Raw genomic sequence first — 16,791 nt, forward strand, 5'->3', positions numbered from 1 at the left:
AAATTTGATGATAAGGCAATCGCCTTGTCATAGTGAAGGGTAAGACCGTGAATTTGCGTGCAAAGTTCAGTAAAGGTAATGCGAAGGAAGGTCAATATGGCGCAAACGGGATTAACCCCGCGGGTGGCCCCGCGGGCGAAGAAAGAATATCAGTCGCGGCGTGCGCTTTGACCGCGCAGCAGGCCGGAGGCCCCTTCAGAATAGTCGCGCGGCATTTCCACCGGCGCCTGATCGTTGTCCGCTTCCGCTTCGGTCAGGCGATAGCGGAACGGGTTCTCCTGCATCGGCAGATCCGGCAGCAGGTTGTTGGAGCTTTTCGCCATGTGCTGATACAGCTGGCGATAATCGCGCGCCATGTTGTCCAGCAGCTCGGCGCTGCGGGCAAAGTGGCCGACCAGCTCCTGACGGTACTCTTCCAGCTCGGTTTTGCTCTTGTCCAGCTCGTTCTGCAGGACTTGTTGTTGACGTAATTTACGGTTGCCAAAACGCATCGCCACCGCACCAATCACGATACCGACGACCAAACCAATCAGCGCATACTCCCAGGTCATGATGACTCCTATTTTGACTTCGTTGTTCCGCAGGGATTTTTCACTTAATAATATCCACTATAACCGTTAACCTTGTCCGAGTGGAATCCTGATGCGCTTCCACCTGGTTTTCACAGGGTTTTCAGCGGCGCCCGCAGCGGGCATTTGTGGCGATAACGGTGCGAATCGGCATCAACTTGCCGCCAACGTTGGCTAAATAATTTCTAAGCGTTCTTAGGGAACATCGAACAGATGCAGGCACTATCACCGTTATCTCGCTACCAGCAGGCGCTGGAGGCGGGGGAATATCAGGCCGATGAGGTTCAACGCCGGGCCGTCACTCAACTGGATCGCATTTATCAGGCTCTGCTGCAAAAGCCGGCGGCGAGCGCGCCGGCCGGCGCGCTGCGCGGCAAGCTCAGCCGCTTGCTGGGCAAGGGCGGCGAAACGGCGCCTCAGCGCCCGGTGCAGGGGCTGTACATGTGGGGCGGCGTCGGGCGCGGCAAAACCTGGTTGATGGATATGTTCTTCCACAGTCTGCCGGGCGATCGCAAAATGCGCCTGCACTTCCACCGCTTCATGCTGCGGGTGCATGAAGAGCTGACCGAGTTGCAGGGGCGGGAAAACCCGCTGGAAATCGTCGCCGACGGCTTCAAGGCCGAGACCGACGTGCTGTGCTTCGACGAATTCTTCGTCTCCGACATCACCGACGCCATGCTGTTGGCCACGCTGCTGCAGGCGCTGTTCGCGCGCGGCATCACGCTGGTGGCCACGTCGAACATCCCGCCGGACGATCTGTACCGCAACGGCCTGCAGCGGGCGCGTTTCCTGCCGGCTATCGATCTGATCAACGAGTACTGCGACGTGATGAACGTCGACGCCGGCATCGACTATCGTCTGCGCACCCTGACCCAGGCGCACCTCTACCTGACGCCGCTGAGCGACCAGACGCGCGAGGCGCTGGATCGGATGTTCGTCAAGCTGGCGGGCAAGGCGGGGGAGGACGCGCCGGTGCTGCAGATCAACCATCGGCCGCTGCAGGCGATCCGTTCGGTGGACGGCGTGCTGGCGGTGGATTTCCACACGCTGTGCGAAGAGGCGCGCAGCCAGCTGGACTACATCGCGCTGTCGCGGCTGTACCACAGCGTGATCCTGTATAATGTGCAGGTGATGGGGCCGCTGAAAGAGAATACCGCGCGCCGTTTCCTGGCGCTGGTGGATGAATTCTACGAGCGGCACATCAAGCTGGTGATCGGCGCCGAAGCGTCGATGTTCGAGATCTATCAGGGGGTGCAGCTGAAATTTGAATTCCAGCGCTGCCTGTCGCGCCTGCAGGAAATGCAGAGCGAAGAGTACCTCAAGCTGCCGCATCTGCCCTGAGCCCGCCGGGCCTATCGCCGGTTGTCCGCCGCCGGCGATAAATTTATTTTCCATTCAAAAACCGTTCGATCTTTGTGAGCGACTTCTCTATAATCTTGCGACCCCACGTTACAACAAAGTTTTTTTTCCCAAAAACTTTATAGTGCCGGCAATGGCTATTCGAAGGGGTAGGTTTGCTGGACTTGTATGGTCGTGTGAGCCTCAACTGTTTTCGAGCGTTTGGGTGTTCACCAACGTGTAACTAATTATTGGGTAAGCTTTCTAATGAAAACTTTTACAGCTAAACCAGAAACCGTAAAACGCGACTGGTACGTTGTTGATGCAGATGGTAAAACTTTAGGCCGTCTCGCTACTGAACTGGCTCGTCGCCTGCGCGGCAAGCATAAAGCGGAATACACCCCGCACGTGGATACCGGTGATTACATCATCGTTCTGAACGCTGACAAAGTTGCTGTAACCGGCAACAAGCGTACAGACAAAGTGTACTACCACCACACCGGCCACATCGGTGGTATCAAGCAAGCGACCTTTGAAGAGATGATTGCCCGCCGTCCTGAGCGCGTGATTGAAATCGCGGTTAAAGGCATGCTGCCAAAGGGCCCGCTGGGTCGTGCTATGTTCCGTAAACTGAAAGTTTACGCGGGCACCGAGCACAATCACGCGGCACAGCAACCGCAAGTTCTGGACATTTAATCGGGATTAATGGCAATGGCTGAAAATCAATACTACGGCACTGGTCGCCGCAAAAGCTCCGCCGCTCGCGTCTTCATCAAGCCGGGCAACGGTAACATCGTTATCAACCAGCGCAGCCTGGAACAGTACTTCGGTCGCGAAACTGCCCGCATGGTAGTTCGTCAGCCGCTGGAACTGGTCGACATGGTTGGCAAACTGGACCTGTACATCACCGTTAAAGGTGGTGGTATCTCCGGTCAAGCTGGCGCTATCCGTCACGGTATCACCCGTGCACTGATGGAATACGATGAGACTCTGCGTTCTGAACTGCGTAAAGCTGGCTTCGTCACCCGTGACGCTCGTCAGGTTGAACGTAAGAAAGTCGGTCTGCGTAAAGCACGTCGTCGTCCGCAGTTCTCCAAGCGTTAATTTTCGCTGCTTCGGCAGTGCGATTTACGCAAAAAACCCGGTGCTTCACCGGGTTTTTTTACGCCTGAAATCCGCCGTCCCCGACTAAAATCTGTGGCATATCAGACAATTCAACATGAATTCGCCGCACCGTCCCCACAAAACAAGCAGAATCTGGTAAACTATCACCCACTTTTGCGCCTGTTCGCCGTGCAGTTGACCTCCTGGGCCGGTTTTTTATGGGCTCGGGTCGCGCTGCGTGCTGCCGGCCTGCGGCAAGATTATTCAGGATAGCAGCCTGTCAGTTGGCTATTCGCAGTATTTTCTAGATAACTTGGAGGTTTTCATGGCTGTCGCTGCCAACAAACGTTCGGTAATGACGCTGTTCTCTGGCCCGACCGACATTTTTAGCCATCAAGTACGTATCGTACTGGCGGAGAAAGGTGTCAGCGTCGAGATCGAGCAGGTCGAAATGGATAACCTGCCGCAAGATCTGATTGACCTCAACCCTTACCAGACGGTGCCTACGCTGGTCGATCGCGAACTGACCCTGTATGAATCCCGCATCATCATGGAATATCTGGATGAGCGTTTCCCGCACCCGCCGCTGATGCCGGTTTACCCGGTTGCCCGTGGTGAGAGCCGTCTGATGATGCTGCGCATCGAGAAGAACTGGTACTCGCTGATGGACAAGATCGAGAAGAGCAGCGGCCAGGAAGCGGAATCCGCCCGTCGCCAACTGCGCGAAGAGTTGCTGGCGATCGCGCCTATCTTCGGTCAGGCGCCGTATTTCATGAGCGAAGAGTTCAGCCTGGTGGATTGCTACCTGGCGCCGTTGTTGTGGCGTCTGCCGCAGCTGGGCATCGAATTGAGCGGTGCCGGTTCCAAAGAGCTGAAAGGCTACATGACCCGCGTCTTCGAACGCGACGCCTTCCTGGCTTCCCTGACCGAAGCCGAGCGTGAAATGCGCCTGCAGACCCGGGGCTAAGCGCGATGGACATGTCTCAGATGACGCCGCGTCGCCCGTATCTGCTGCGGGCGTTCTACGACTGGCTGCTGGATAACCAACTGACGCCGCACCTGGTGGTCGACGTGACTCGCCCGGACGTGCAGGTGCCGATGGAGTTCGCGCGTGACGGCCAGATCGTGCTGAATATCGCGCCGCGCGCGGTAGGCAACCTGGCGTTGGGTAACGAAGACGTGCAGTTCAACGCGCGCTTCGGCGGCGTGCCGCGTCAGGTTTCGGTGCCGATGGCCGCCGTGCTGGCGATCTATGCGCGTGAAAACGGCGCCGGCACGATGTTCGAACCGGAAGCCGCCTACGACGAGAGCGAAGGCGTGTTCGAAGGTCTGGACAATGAGACGATCCCTTCGGAAACCCTGATGTCGGTGATCGACGGTGATCGCCCGGATACCGCGGAAGACAACGGCCCGGATGACGAACCGCCGCAGCCGCCGCGCGGTGGCCGCCCGGCGCTGCGCGTGGTGAAATAACCCCGTGAGAACAAACGAAAAAGCACCCCATGGGGGTGCTTTTTTTTTGCCCGGCAGACGCGCTCAGCCTTTCAAGGCGGCAATGCAGGCGTCGCGCGGCGCGCTGAGATCGCCTACGCGCACGGTAGATAGGGCGTGGGTTGCGCGCTCACGGAAACTGGTGATGGCGGTGTCGCCTTGCACCTCCGGCGGCGCGGTGCAAATGTCATTGAGCGGCAGATCGTTGCCTTTGTTGAGCGCCTGCAACACCGCCGCCGGATTGTAGATCAGGGCCGCGGAGAGGGCCGATTTGATGCCGGCGGTAAAGCCGGCATTGCCGCCGCCGGCCAACTTGGGCGCCAGGGCAATCCAGCTGTCGTCCCCCAGCCGGATGCTGTTTTCCACGGCGCCGAACTGCCCGGCCTTGCCCAACTGCACCACGACCGGCCGTGCGCCGCGCGCTTCGATATTGTAACCAACCTCCTGCGAATCCAGCGCCATGGCTGAAGCGCTGAAACTGACGGCCAGCAGCGCGCCGGCCAACAGGGAAATGGAGCATTTCATGTTCGCTATCCTTATCTCGGTGTCAGGCGCAGCCGCGCCCCGCAATGGTGCTAACTCAATACTATAGCGCGTTGAGGCGGTGAGGAGCGGGGAGGTTGTTACAAAGCGTGGCAGGCTAAAAACAGAGGCCCGGCAATATGCCGGGCCTCTGATGGTACGGAAGGTTTACACTTCGAGGTAGTTCATGATGCCGTCTGCCGCTTTGCGGCCTTCGGCGATCGCCGTCACTACCAGGTCAGATCCGCGCACTGCGTCACCACCGGCGAAGATTTTCGGGTTGCTGGTCTGGAACGCGTTGTCGCTGCCTTCCGGCGCCAGGATGCGGCCCTGTTTATCCAGCTGCACGTCGTGCGCCGCCAGCCAGTCCATGCGGTGCGGGCGGAAGCCGAACGCCATCACCACCGCGTCCGCGTCGATCACGTGTTCGGAACCTGGCACCTGCTCCGCCGTCTGACGGCCATTGGCATCCGGCGCGCCCAGCTGAGTGCGCACCATTTTCACTCCGGCCACGCGGCCGGCGCTGTTCAGTTCGATGCTCAGCGGCTGCAGGTTGAACTGGAAGTCCACCCCTTCTTCCCGGGCGTTCTTCACTTCGCGTTTGGAGCCCGGCATGTTGGCTTCGTCGCGGCGGTAGGCGCAGATGACCTGCGTTGCACCCTGACGCACCGAGGTGCGCACGCAGTCCATGGCGGTATCGCCGCCGCCCAGCACCACCACCCGTTTGCCTTCCATGCTGACGTAAGGCTCGTGCTGATCGGTTTCATACCCCATCAGCTGCTTGGTGTTGGCGATCAGGAACGGCAGCGCGTCGTACACGCCCTGCGCTTCCTCATTCTCCAGGCCGCCGCGCATCGACTGATAGGTGCCGACGCCGAGGAACACCGCATCGTACTCGCTCAGCAAAGTCTCCATGCTGACATCTTTGCCCACTTCGGTGTTCAACTGGAACTCGATGCCCATCTCGCTGAAGATGCCGCGGCGTTTGACCATCACTTCCTTTTCCAGCTTGAAAGCCGGGATGCCGAAGGTCAGCAGGCCGCCGATCTCTGGATGACGGTCATACACCACCGCTTTGACGCCGTTGCGGGTCAGCACGTCGGCGCAGGCCAGCCCGGCAGGGCCGGCACCGACGATCGCCACGCGCTTGCCGGTCGGCTGTACGTGAGACATGTCCGGCTTCCAGCCCATTTCGATGGCCTTATCGCTGATGTAGCGCTCGATATTGCCGATGGTGACCGCGCCGAACTCGTCGTTCAGAGTGCAGGAGCCTTCGCACAGGCGATCCTGCGGGCATACGCGGCCGCACACTTCCGGCAGACTGTTGGTCTGATGCGCCAGGTCCGCCGCTTCCATGATGCGGCCTTCGTTGGCCAGTTTCAGCCAGTTCGGGATGTAGTTGTGCACCGGGCACTTCCACTCGCAATACGGGTTGCCGCAGGACAGACAGCGGTCCGCCTGGGCCTTGGCCTGGGTTTCCGAAAACGGTTCGTAGATCTCGACGAACTCGATTTTGCGGATCTTCAGCGGTTTCTTTGGCGGATCAACACGCTGCAGGTCGATAAATTGGTAAACGTTCTGGCTCATTAATGACCTACCTCTTACTGCGCCTGCACCCGCAGCTCGGCTGCGGAACGGCTACGGTGACCCAACAGCGCTTTGACATCGCTGGACTTCGGTTTGACCAGGGCGAACTTCGGCGCCCACTCCGGCCAGTTGGCCAGGATCTCTTCCGCGCGGGAAGAGCCGGTCGCCTGCACGTGTTCGGTGATCAGGCCGCGCAGGTGCTCCTCATGGATCGCCAGCTGATCGACATCCAGCACTTCCACCAGCTCCGGGTTTACGCGCTTGCGGAACTCGCCGTCTTCGTCCAGCACGTAGGCGAAGCCGCCGGTCATGCCGGCACCGAAGTTGATGCCGGTTTTACCCAGCACGCAGACGATGCCGCCGGTCATGTATTCGCAGCCGTTGTCGCCGATGCCTTCCACCACGGTGATGGCGCCGGAGTTGCGCACCGCGAAGCGTTCGCCCGCGCGGCCGGCGGCGAACAGCTTGCCGCCGGTGGCGCCGTACAGGCAGGTGTTGCCGACGATGCTGGCTTCATGGCTGCGGAAGGCGGAGCCGATCGGCGGACGCACCGCGATGCTGCCGCCGGCCATGCCTTTGCCGACATAGTCGTTGGCGTCGCCGGTCAGGGTCAACTCGACGCCGCCGGCGTTCCAGACGCCGAAGCTCTGCCCGGCGGTGCCGGAGAAGTGCGCCTTGATCGGATCGGCTGCCATTCCCTGATCGCCGTGTACGTTGGCGATCGCGCCGGACAGCATGGCGCCCACGGAGCGGTCGGTGTTGCGAATGTCGAAGTAGAAGGTTTTACCCTGCTTCGCTTCGATGTACGGCTGCGCCTGCGCCAGCAACTCTTTGTTCAGCAGACCCTTGTCGAACGCCGGGTTGCTGCTTTCGGTACAGTACACCGCTTTGCCCGGATGCGGCGTGGCGGTTGTCAGCAACGGCGACAGATCCAGCTTGTTCTGCTTGGCGGAAATGCCGTCCAGCTCGGTCAGGAACTCGGTGCGGCCGATCAGATCCACCAGTTGGCTCACGCCTAGTTGCGCCATGATCTCGCGGGTTTCACGCGCGATAAACTGGAAGTAATTCGTCACGCGTTCCGGCAGGCCGTGGTAGTGATCGCGGCGCAGCTTGTCGTCCTGAGTCGCAACGCCGGTCGCGCAGTTGTTGAGGTGGCAGATGCGCAGGTATTTACAGCCCAGCGCCACCATCGGCCCGGTGCCGAAGCCGAAGCTTTCCGCACCCAGGATCGCCGCTTTGACGATGTCCACGCCGGTTTTCAGACCGCCGTCCACCTGCAGACGGATCTTGTGGCGCAGGCCGTTGGCCACCAGCGCCTGCTGGGTTTCCACCAGGCCCAGTTCCCATGGGCAGCCGGCATATTTCACCGAGGACAGCGGGCTGGCGCCGGTGCCGCCGTCGTAACCGGCGATGGTGATCAGATCGGCATAGGCTTTCGCCACGCCGGTGGCGATGGTGCCCACGCCCGGCTCGGACACCAGTTTCACCGAGATCACCGCCTTCGGGTTGACCTGCTTCAGATCGAAGATCAGCTGCGCCAGATCTTCGATCGAATAGATGTCGTGGTGCGGCGGCGGGGAGATCAACGTCACGCCCGGCACCGAGTAACGCAGTCTGGCGATGTACGGGGTGACTTTATCGCCCGGCAACTGGCCGCCTTCGCCCGGCTTGGCGCCTTGCGCCACCTTAATCTGGATCACGTCGGCGTTCACCAGGTAGGCCGGCGTCACGCCGAAGCGGCCGGAGGCCACCTGTTTGATGCGCGACACCTTGTTGGTGCGGTAGCGCGCCGGATCTTCGCCGCCTTCGCCGGAGTTGGAGAAGCCGCCGAGGCCGTTCATGGCGATCGCCAGTGATTCGTGCGCTTCCGGGCTCAGCGCGCCGATCGACATCGCCGCCGTGTCGAAGCGTTTGAACAGCGACTCCGCCGGCTCGACCTGATCGACCGGGATCGGTTCGCCTTTCGGCGTGATGGCCAGCAGATCGCGCAGCATGGCGACCGGCCGCTCATTCACCAGCTTGGCGTAGGCCTGGTAGTCGCTGTACTCGCCGCTGTGCACCGCTTTTTGCAGCGAGTTCACCACGTCCGGGTTGTAGGCGTGGTATTCGCCGCCGTGCACGAACTTCAGCAGGCCGCCTTGCTCCAGCGGCTTGCGTTTCAGCCAGGCGCGCTTGGAAAGGTTCTGCAGATCCTGCTGGAAGTCGCTGAAGCTGGCGCCGCCGATGCGGCTGACCACGCCCTGGAAGCACAGATCCGCCAGATCGCGGTGCAGGCCGACCGCTTCGAACAGCTTGGAACAGCGGTAAGAGGCGATGGTCGAGATGCCCATCTTGGACATGATCTTGTACAGGCCTTTGTTGATGCCGTTGCGGTAGTTCAGCATCACGTCGCGGTATTTCTTGTCGATCGCTTGGCTGTCCACCAGTTTGGCCAGGGTTTCATAGGCCAGATACGGGTAGATGGCGGTCGCGCCGAAGCCGAGCAGAACGGCGAAGTGGTGCGGATCGCGGGCGCTGGCGGTTTCAACGATCAGGTTGGCGTCGCAGCGCAGGCTTTTCTCCACCAGCCGGGTCTGCACGGCGCCAACGGCCATCGGGGCCGGTACCGGCAGGCGGCCGGGCGCGATGGCGCGGTCGGACAGCACCAACAGCACCGCGCCTTCGCGCACCTTGCGTTCCGCTTCGTCGCACATGGCGCGAATGGTTTGCTCCAGATCCTGCTGCTGCGGATCGAAGGTCAGATCGAGCGTCTCGGCGCGATAGTATTCGCCTTCCAGCGTGGTGAGCTGTTTGAAATCGGAGTACAGCAGGATCGGCGATTTGAAGCTCAGGCGGTGCGCCTGGCCTTCGGCTTCGCAGAACACGTTCATTTCACGGCCGATACTGGTGGCCAGCGACATGACGTGCGCTTCGCGCAGCGGATCGATCGGCGGGTTGGTGACCTGCGCGAACTGCTGGCGGAAGTAGTCGTAAACGATGCGCGGCCGGCTGGAGAGCACGGCGAACGGGGTATCGTCGCCCATCGAGCCGGTGGCTTCCTGGCCAATCTCGCCCAGCACGCGGATCACCTGATCCAGCTCTTCGCTGCTGTAGCCGAACTGTTTCTGGTAGGTTTCGAGCTGCGCGTCGTCGAGCTCGCGGCTGCCGACCTGATCGTCCGGCAGATCTTCGAACGGCACCAGGCGTTTGACGTTTTTCTCCATCCACTCTTTATACGGGTGGCGGCTTTTCAGATCGTTGTCGGTTTCCGCCGAGTGCAGAATGCGGCCGCTGCGGGTGTCGATCACCATCAGCTCGCCGGGGCCGACGCGGCCTTTTTCCACCACTTCATCCGGCTGGTAATCCCAGATGCCGACTTCGGAGGCGCAGGTGATCAGCTTGTCTTTGGTGATCACGTAGCGCGCCGGGCGCAGGCCGTTGCGATCGAGGTTACAGGCGGCGTAGCGGCCGTCGGACATCACGATGCCGGCCGGGCCGTCCCACGGCTCCATGTGCATCGAGTTGAAGTCGAAGAAGGCGCGCAGATCGCCGTCCATGTCGGGGTTGTTCTGCCAGGCCGGCGGCACCAGCAGGCGCATGGCGCGGATGAGATCCATCCCGCCCGCCAGCAGCAGCTCCAGCATGTTGTCCAGCGAGCTGGAGTCGGAGCCGGTTTCGTTGACGAACGGCGCGGCGGCCTGCAGATCCGGGATCAGCGGCGTTTGGAATTTATAGGTACGGGCGCGCGCCCACTGGCGGTTGCCGGTGATGGTGTTGATTTCGCCGTTGTGCGCCAGGTAGCGGAACGGCTGAGCCAGCGGCCAGCGCGGCACGGTGTTGGTGGAGAAGCGCTGGTGGAACAGGCAAATGGCCGACTCCAGGCGCAGGTCCGCCAGATCGAGATAGAAGCGCGGCAGATCCGCAGGCATGCACAGGCCTTTATAGATCGTCACCAGGTTGGAGAAGCTGCAGACGTAGAAGCTGTCATCCTGCACCCGTTTCTCGATGCGGCGGCGCGCCACGAACAGGCGGCGCTCCATATCGCGCGGGCGCCAGCCGGCCGGGGCGTTAACGAAGATTTGCTCGATGCGCGGCAGGGAGGAGAGGGCGATTTCACCCAGCACGTCCGGGTTGGTCGGCACTTCACGCCAGCCGACGATCGACAGCGTTTCGTTTTGCAGCTCTTCTTCCACGATGCGGCGGCTGAGGCGCGCTTCCTCTTCATTCTGGCTGAGGAACATCATGCCGACGGCGTAGTTTTTGGCCAAACGCCAGCCGCGCTCTTCCGCCACCATGCGGAAGAAGCGATCGGGTTTTTGCAGCAACAGGCCGCAGCCGTCGCCGGTCTTGCCGTCGGCGAGGATCGCGCCGCGGTGCTGCATGCGGGCCAGCGCGTGAATGGCGGTGCGCACCACCTTGTGGCTAGGTTCGCCTTCTATGTGGGCGATCAGGCCGAAACCACAGTTGTCCCTCTCTTGGGATTTATCGTACAACATATCGTGAACCTCCCCAGGCTCTGCGTGACTCTCACAACCTACTGCGAGGGGGCTTCCCAATTTCAGGCAGAAGTCCAATCAGCAAGTTAACCCCGCCAATCTGCTTTTCCGCCCTCCATCAATGGCCTCTCGTGACGGTCTCACAAGTGGTATAGGACTTGTTTTAAGAGGGAGTCTTCAATTACTGCATAAATATGACGAGACGTTTGCCCGTCCAGAAAGCTTCCAGCGGACTTCCAACTTAGCGAGAAAGAATTCGCAGGTCAAATGTGGGCTTAAGATAGATTCTTATCGAATTATTGATGTTTATTTATTTGAAAAATAAGTGTTTTAATGCATTTTTGCACTATCGTGGGGCAACGCCGATCCCCGCAGAAGTGTGAGCTGTCTCACTATAGTGCAACCCCTTAATCTCTGCACCATGCTAGTGCGGGGGTTAATGCCAGAATTTTATTCTATAAGATATTGCTTGGCTGATGTTTATGACTATTTTTCACCGTGTTGTCATATTGCCGTTAACGGTTGCGTGACGATTAGAATAATTCATCAGAATTATAGTGAATTGATTTGCATTTATGATGAATAGTTATGCCTGGTGGCGCCTTGCGGGGAAAGCGTTGATCTCTGTCATCGCGGGAAAAACCGTTTCTTATTAGCATCGCGGCTTTGAACACAGAGAACCACCAAGATTATGCAGTTGCCGCAATTAGTCAATATGTTTGGCGCGGATCTCCAGCGCCGCTATGGCGAAAAGATCCATAAACTCACGCTGCACGGCGGATTCGGCTGCCCTAACCGCGACGGCACGTTGGGGCGCGGCGGCTGTACGTTCTGCAACGTCGCCTCGTTTGCCGATGAGGCGATGCAGCGCCAGAGCATCGCCGAACAGCTGGCGCAGCAGGCTGCGCGGGTCGATCGGGCGCGGCGCTATCTGGCCTATTTCCAGGCCTATACCAGCACCTATGCGGAGGTTGAACGGCTGGAGGCGATGTATCGGCAGGCGTTGGCGCAGAGCGCCATGGTCGGACTGTGCGTCGGCACCCGGCCGGACTGCGTGCCGGCCGCCGCGCTGGATCTGTTGACGGGATACCGCGAGCAAGGCTATGAGGTGTGGCTGGAGCTGGGGCTACAGACGGCGCATGATAAAACACTGAAGCGCATCAACCGCGGCCATGATTTTCGCTGTTATCAGCAGACTGCGCGGCTGGCCCGGCAGCGCGGGCTGAAGATGTGCTGCCATCTGATCGTCGGGCTGCCGGGAGAAACCCAGCGCGATCATCTGCTCACGCTGCAGCGGGTGACGGAGACCGGCGTCGACGGCATCAAGCTGCATCCGCTGCACGTCGTCACCGGCAGTATCCTGGCGCGGGCGTGGCAGGCCGGGCGGTTGCCCGAACTGGCGCTGGAGGATTACGCCGCCAGCGCCGGGGAGATGATCCGCCATACGCCGGGCGAGGTGGTGTACCACCGTCTTTCCGCCAGCGCCCGGCGGCCGACGCTGCTGGCGCCGCTGTGGTGCGAAAACCGCTGGAGCGGCATGCAGGCGGTCGGCGCTTATCTGCAACGGCACGGCGGGCAGGGCAGCGCGCTGGATGAAAAACGGCGCTACCGGCCCGGCATGCCGCTCTGAAGTGCAATCTTTGCCACACTTCGGCGTTTGCCGCCTTATCTCACCGCTGTTTTACGGTATGATTCAAAAGATTGTGTCTGAAGGGAGCCGCTATGAAGCAAATCCGGGTGTTGGCCCAGTACTACGTTGATTTAATGGTGAAACTGGGGTTGGTGCGCTTCTCGCTGCTGCTGGCCTCGGCGCTGGTGGTGCTGGCGATGGTGGTGCAGATGGCGGTGACCATGCTGCTGCGCGGCGAAGTTGAAAGCATCGACGTGGTGCGTTCGATCTTCTTCGGCCTGTTGATCACCCCGTGGGCGGTCTATTTTCTCTCGGTGGTGGTGGAACAGTTGGAAGAGTCGCGCCAACGGCTGGCGCGGCTGGTGGACAAGCTCGAAGAGATGCGCCACCGCGATCTGGAGCTCAATCAGCAGCTCAAAGACAATATCAGCCAGCTGAATCAGGAGATCGCCGACCGTATCAAGGCGGAAGAAGAGCGCCTGCAGGTGATGGAAAAGCTGACCGAAGAGATGGAACAGCGCGAGCTGGCGCAGATTGAGCTGGGCCAGCAATCGGCGCTGTTGCGTTCCTTCCTCGATGCCTCGCCGGATCTGGTCTACTACCGCAACGAAGACAAAGAGTTTTCCGGCTGCAACCGCGCGATGGAGCTGCTGACCGGCAAAAGCGAGAAGCAGCTGATTGGCCTGACGCCGTTCGACGTCTACGGCCAGGAGATCGCCGAAAAGGTCATTGAGACCGACGAGAAGGTGTTCCGCCACAACGTCTCGCTGACCTACGAACAGTGGCTGGTGTATCCCGACGGTCGCAAGGCCTGTTTCGAGCTGCGCAAGGTGCCGTTTTACGACCGGGTAGGCAAACGCCACGGGCTGATGGGCTTCGGCCGCGATATTACCGAGCGTAAGCGCTACCAGGACGCGCTGGAGAACGCCAGCAGGGAGAAGACCACCTTTATCTCCACCATCAGCCACGAGCTGCGTACGCCGCTTAACGGCATCGTCGGCCTGAGCCGCATTCTGCTCGATACCGAGCTGAACGACGAGCAGCTGAAATACCTGAAGACCATCCACGTCAGCGCCATCACCCTCGGCAATATCTTCAACGACATTATCGAAATGGACAAGCTCGAGCGGCGCAAGGTGCAGCTCGACAACCAGCCGGTGGACTTCACCGGTTTTCTGGCGGATTTGGAGAACCTCTCGGGCCTGCTGGCGCAGCCGAAAGGGCTGCAGTTCGTCATGGAGCCGCAGACGCCGCTGCCGCAGCAGATCGTGACCGACGGCACCCGCCTGCGGCAGATCTTGTGGAATCTGATCGGCAACGCGGTGAAATTTACCCAGCAGGGGCAAATTGTGGTGCGCGTGCGGCGCGAGGCGCAGGAGAAACTGGTGTTCGAGGTGGAAGACTCGGGCATGGGCATCCCGCAGGACGAGCAGGACAAGATCTTCGCCATGTATTACCAGGTGAAAGATCAGCGCGGCGGCCGCCCGGCCACCGGCACCGGCATCGGGCTGGCGGTCTCCAAGCGGCTGGCGCAGAGCATGGGCGGCGACATTACCGTGCGCAGCGAACAAGGGCACGGTTCTTGCTTTACCTTAACCATCAAGGCGCCGGCGGTGCAGGAAGCCGTCAGCGCGGCGCCGGAAGAAGAGGCGCTGCCGTTGCCGGCGCTGCACATTCTGCTGGTGGAGGATATCGAACTGAACGTGATCGTGGCGCGCTCGGTGCTGGAGAAGCTGGGCAACAGCGTCGACGTGGCGATGAACGGCCACGATGCGCTGGCGATGTTCGATCCGGACGAGTTCGATCTGGTGCTGCTGGACATTCAACTGCCGGACATGACTGGGCTGGACATCGCCCGGGCGCTGCGCGAGCGCTATGCCGGGCAGGCGCTGCCGCCATTGGTGGCCCTGACCGCCAACGTGCTGAAAGACAAAAAAGAGTATCTCGAAGCGGGCATGGACGATGTGCTGAGCAAGCCGCTGTCGGTGCCGGCGCTGACCAAGGTCATCAAACACTATTGGGATCATCAACCTTCTCACACTTCAAAGAAAACGGAGCACAAGGCGATGCAGATTAATGAGTCGTTACTCGATACCGCGATGCTGGAACAGTACATGGATCTGGTTGGCCCGCAGTTGATCCACCAAAGTCTGGAGATGTTCGAACAGATGATGCCGGGCTATCTGGCGGTGCTGGACTCCAACATGACGGCGCGCGATCAGAAAGGCATCACTGAGGAAGGGCATAAGATCAAGGGCGCCGCCGGTTCGGTCGGTCTGCGCCATCTGCAGCAGCTGGCGCAGCAGATTCAAACGCCGACGCTGCCGGCCTGGTGGGATAACGTGCAGGATTGGGTGGATGAGCTGAAACAAGAGTGGCGCAACGACGTGCAGGTACTGCGGGCTTGGGTTGAGAACGCTGAAAAAAAATGACCCCGACCTAAGCCGGGGTGCGCGAATATTGCGCCAACACCAGGGAAATTGTGAACCTGCGTATTGGTTTCAGTGTTCTGGTCGAGCAGGTTGTTGCGAATTCCTAAACATCATACAGCCAACAACATAGCAAATGTAAGCGCTCTTGTTAGAAGATTCATTAAAATGTGTGATGTAGATTAGTGTTTGTCAACTCCGAGCACGAACCAGTTGACAGCAGCGACAGGAGTAAGAGTGATGAAAAAGGTGGGTGTAGTCCTCAGCGGCAGCGGCGTTTATGACGGTACGGAGATCCATGAAGCGGTGCTGACGCTGCTGGCGTTGGATCGTGCCGGCGCCCAGGCGGTGTGCTTTGCGCCTGACAAACCACAACGCCATGTTATTAATCACTTATCTGGTGAGGAGGCGGCGGAGTCGCGCAATGTTCTGATTGAATCGGCGCGCATTGCCCGCGGTGCGGTGCAGCCGCTGGCGCTGGCGGAGGCCGCGCAGCTGGATGCGCTGATCGTGCCCGGCGGCTTTGGCGCCGCCAAGAACCTCAGCAATTTCGCCGAAGCCGGCGCAGAATGTTGGGTCGATGAAGATTTGGCGCGCCTGACGCGCGAGATGCATAAGGCCAGCAAACCAATTGGCCTGATGTGCATCGCGCCGGCGCTGTTGCCGAAACTGCTGGATCAACAAGCGCGGCTCACCATTGGCAACGATCCGGATCTGGGGGAAGTGATTGACGCCATGGGCGGCGAACCGGTGATTTGCCCGGTGGACGACATCGTGGTGGATCGCGAACATAAGATCGTGACCACGCCGGCCTATATGCTGGCGCCGTCTATCGCGCAGGCGGCCCTGGGCATCGATAAGCTGGTGGCGCGGGTGCTGGAACTGGCTGAATGAGAAAATCGCTCGTCGGATGGCGGCGGCTGCGCCCGTGGTACTGGCTGAAGCGCGGCGTCATCGCGATTATCGGCCTGTGGGTGTTGGGCATTGTGCTCTTTGCCTTCCTGCCGGTGCCGTTTTCCGCCGTGATGGTGGAGCGGCAGGTCGGCGCCTGGCTGAGCGGCGACTTCGGCTATGTCGCCCATTCGGACTGGGTGTCGATGGACGACATCTCGCCGCAAATGGCGCTGGCGGTGATGGCGGCGGAAGATCAGAAGTTTCCAGACCATTGGGGCTTCGACGTGGCGGCCATTGAAAAGGCGCTCAGCCACAACGAGAAGCGCCCGACGCGCATCCGCGGCGCGTCCACGCTGTCGCAGCAAACCGCCAAGAACCTGTTTTTGTGGGATGGCCGCAGCTGGCTGCGCAAAGGATTGGAGGCCGGGCTGACGTCGGGCATCGAATTGGTGTGGACCAAGCGGCGTATTCTGACGGTGTACCTGAACATCGTCGAGTTCGGCGATGGGGTGTTCGGCGTGGAAGAGGCTTCACAGCGCTTTTTCCATAAGCCGGCCAAACGTCTGAGCGCGGCCGAAGCGGCGCTGTTGGCGGCGGTATTGCCGAATCCGCATCGCTTCAGGGCCGATGCGCCGTCCGGCTATGTGGTGCAGCGTCAACAGTGGATCATGCGGCAGATGCGGCAACTGGGCGGGGAAGCGTTTTTACGCGAGAACAAGCTGGATTAAACGGGCGGGAACGGCACGGCGCCG

The 16,791-nt window shown here is 60.3% G+C and carries 13 protein-coding genes; 9 read left to right on the top strand and 4 right to left on the bottom strand.

Annotation, left to right across the window (positions count from 1 at the left end; translation table 11 throughout):
* Positions 1–149: 149 nt before the first annotated feature.
* On the bottom strand, positions 150–551 hold the full coding sequence (gene zapG, locus ACTJJ6_RS11845; RefSeq protein ID WP_004937074.1) for a Z-ring associated protein ZapG: 402 nt from the start codon (positions 549–551) through the stop codon (positions 150–152).
* Positions 552–782: 231 nt separating this feature from the next.
* Here zapG and zapE point away from each other — a divergent pair, with 231 nt between their 5' ends.
* The 5 genes from zapE to sspB all read left to right on the top strand — a co-directional run bounded on the left by zapE (position 783) and on the right by sspB (position 4,484).
* Positions 783–1,910: a cell division protein ZapE gene (gene zapE, locus ACTJJ6_RS11850; RefSeq protein WP_440803747.1), complete on the top strand. Its 1,128-nt coding sequence runs from the start codon at positions 783–785 to the stop codon at positions 1,908–1,910.
* A 264-nt stretch (positions 1,911–2,174) separates the two neighbouring features.
* Complete coding sequence (rplM, locus tag ACTJJ6_RS11855; RefSeq protein WP_004937079.1) at positions 2,175–2,603, top strand: 50S ribosomal protein L13; 429 nt, start codon at positions 2,175–2,177, stop codon at positions 2,601–2,603.
* A 15-nt stretch (positions 2,604–2,618) separates the two neighbouring features.
* A complete protein-coding gene (rpsI, locus tag ACTJJ6_RS11860) occupies positions 2,619–3,011 on the top strand; it encodes a 30S ribosomal protein S9 (protein WP_004937080.1) in 393 nt (130 codons plus the stop codon).
* Between the two features lie 325 nt (positions 3,012–3,336).
* A complete protein-coding gene (sspA, locus tag ACTJJ6_RS11865; RefSeq protein ID WP_004937082.1) occupies positions 3,337–3,978 on the top strand; it encodes a stringent starvation protein SspA in 642 nt (213 codons plus the stop codon).
* A gap of 5 nt (positions 3,979–3,983) precedes the next feature.
* On the top strand, positions 3,984–4,484 hold the full coding sequence (gene sspB, locus ACTJJ6_RS11870) for a ClpXP protease specificity-enhancing factor (RefSeq protein ID WP_004937084.1): 501 nt from the start codon (positions 3,984–3,986) through the stop codon (positions 4,482–4,484).
* A gap of 63 nt (positions 4,485–4,547) precedes the next feature.
* Here sspB and ACTJJ6_RS11875 read toward each other — a convergent pair whose 3' ends face one another.
* The 3 genes from ACTJJ6_RS11875 to gltB form a co-directional block, all read right to left on the bottom strand.
* On the bottom strand, positions 4,548–5,027 hold the full coding sequence (locus ACTJJ6_RS11875; protein ID WP_049299898.1) for a hypothetical protein: 480 nt from the start codon (positions 5,025–5,027) through the stop codon (positions 4,548–4,550).
* A gap of 165 nt (positions 5,028–5,192) precedes the next feature.
* Entirely contained in the window at positions 5,193–6,611 is a 1,419-nt protein-coding gene (locus ACTJJ6_RS11880; RefSeq protein ID WP_016930196.1) for a glutamate synthase small subunit, read from the bottom strand.
* 14 nt (positions 6,612–6,625) lie between these two features.
* Entirely contained in the window at positions 6,626–11,086 is a 4,461-nt protein-coding gene (gene gltB, locus ACTJJ6_RS11885) for a glutamate synthase large subunit (RefSeq protein WP_440803742.1), read from the bottom strand.
* A gap of 691 nt (positions 11,087–11,777) precedes the next feature.
* Between gltB and ACTJJ6_RS11890 the strand changes: the two genes are divergently transcribed.
* The 4 genes from ACTJJ6_RS11890 (at position 11,778) to mtgA (ending at position 16,767) form a co-directional block, all read left to right on the top strand.
* Positions 11,778–12,716 (top strand): TIGR01212 family radical SAM protein, encoded by a 939-nt coding sequence (locus ACTJJ6_RS11890; RefSeq protein ID WP_176062625.1) that lies wholly within the window; start codon positions 11,778–11,780, stop codon positions 12,714–12,716.
* Between the two features lie 92 nt (positions 12,717–12,808).
* Positions 12,809–15,148, top strand: a complete 2,340-nt coding sequence (gene arcB / locus ACTJJ6_RS11895; protein ID WP_016930193.1) for an aerobic respiration two-component sensor histidine kinase ArcB — start codon at positions 12,809–12,811, stop codon at positions 15,146–15,148.
* A gap of 237 nt (positions 15,149–15,385) precedes the next feature.
* Positions 15,386–16,039, top strand: a complete 654-nt coding sequence (gene elbB, locus ACTJJ6_RS11900; RefSeq protein ID WP_143778462.1) for an isoprenoid biosynthesis glyoxalase ElbB — start codon at positions 15,386–15,388, stop codon at positions 16,037–16,039.
* Complete coding sequence (gene mtgA, locus ACTJJ6_RS11905) at positions 16,036–16,767, top strand: monofunctional biosynthetic peptidoglycan transglycosylase (protein ID WP_143778463.1); 732 nt, start codon at positions 16,036–16,038, stop codon at positions 16,765–16,767. The genes elbB and mtgA overlap by 4 nt, the downstream gene beginning before the upstream one ends.
* The last annotated feature ends 24 nt before the right edge of the window (positions 16,768–16,791 follow it).

Source organism: Serratia sp. 22278 (assembly GCF_052045405.1).
GTDB lineage: Bacteria > Pseudomonadota > Gammaproteobacteria > Enterobacterales > Enterobacteriaceae > Serratia > Serratia marcescens.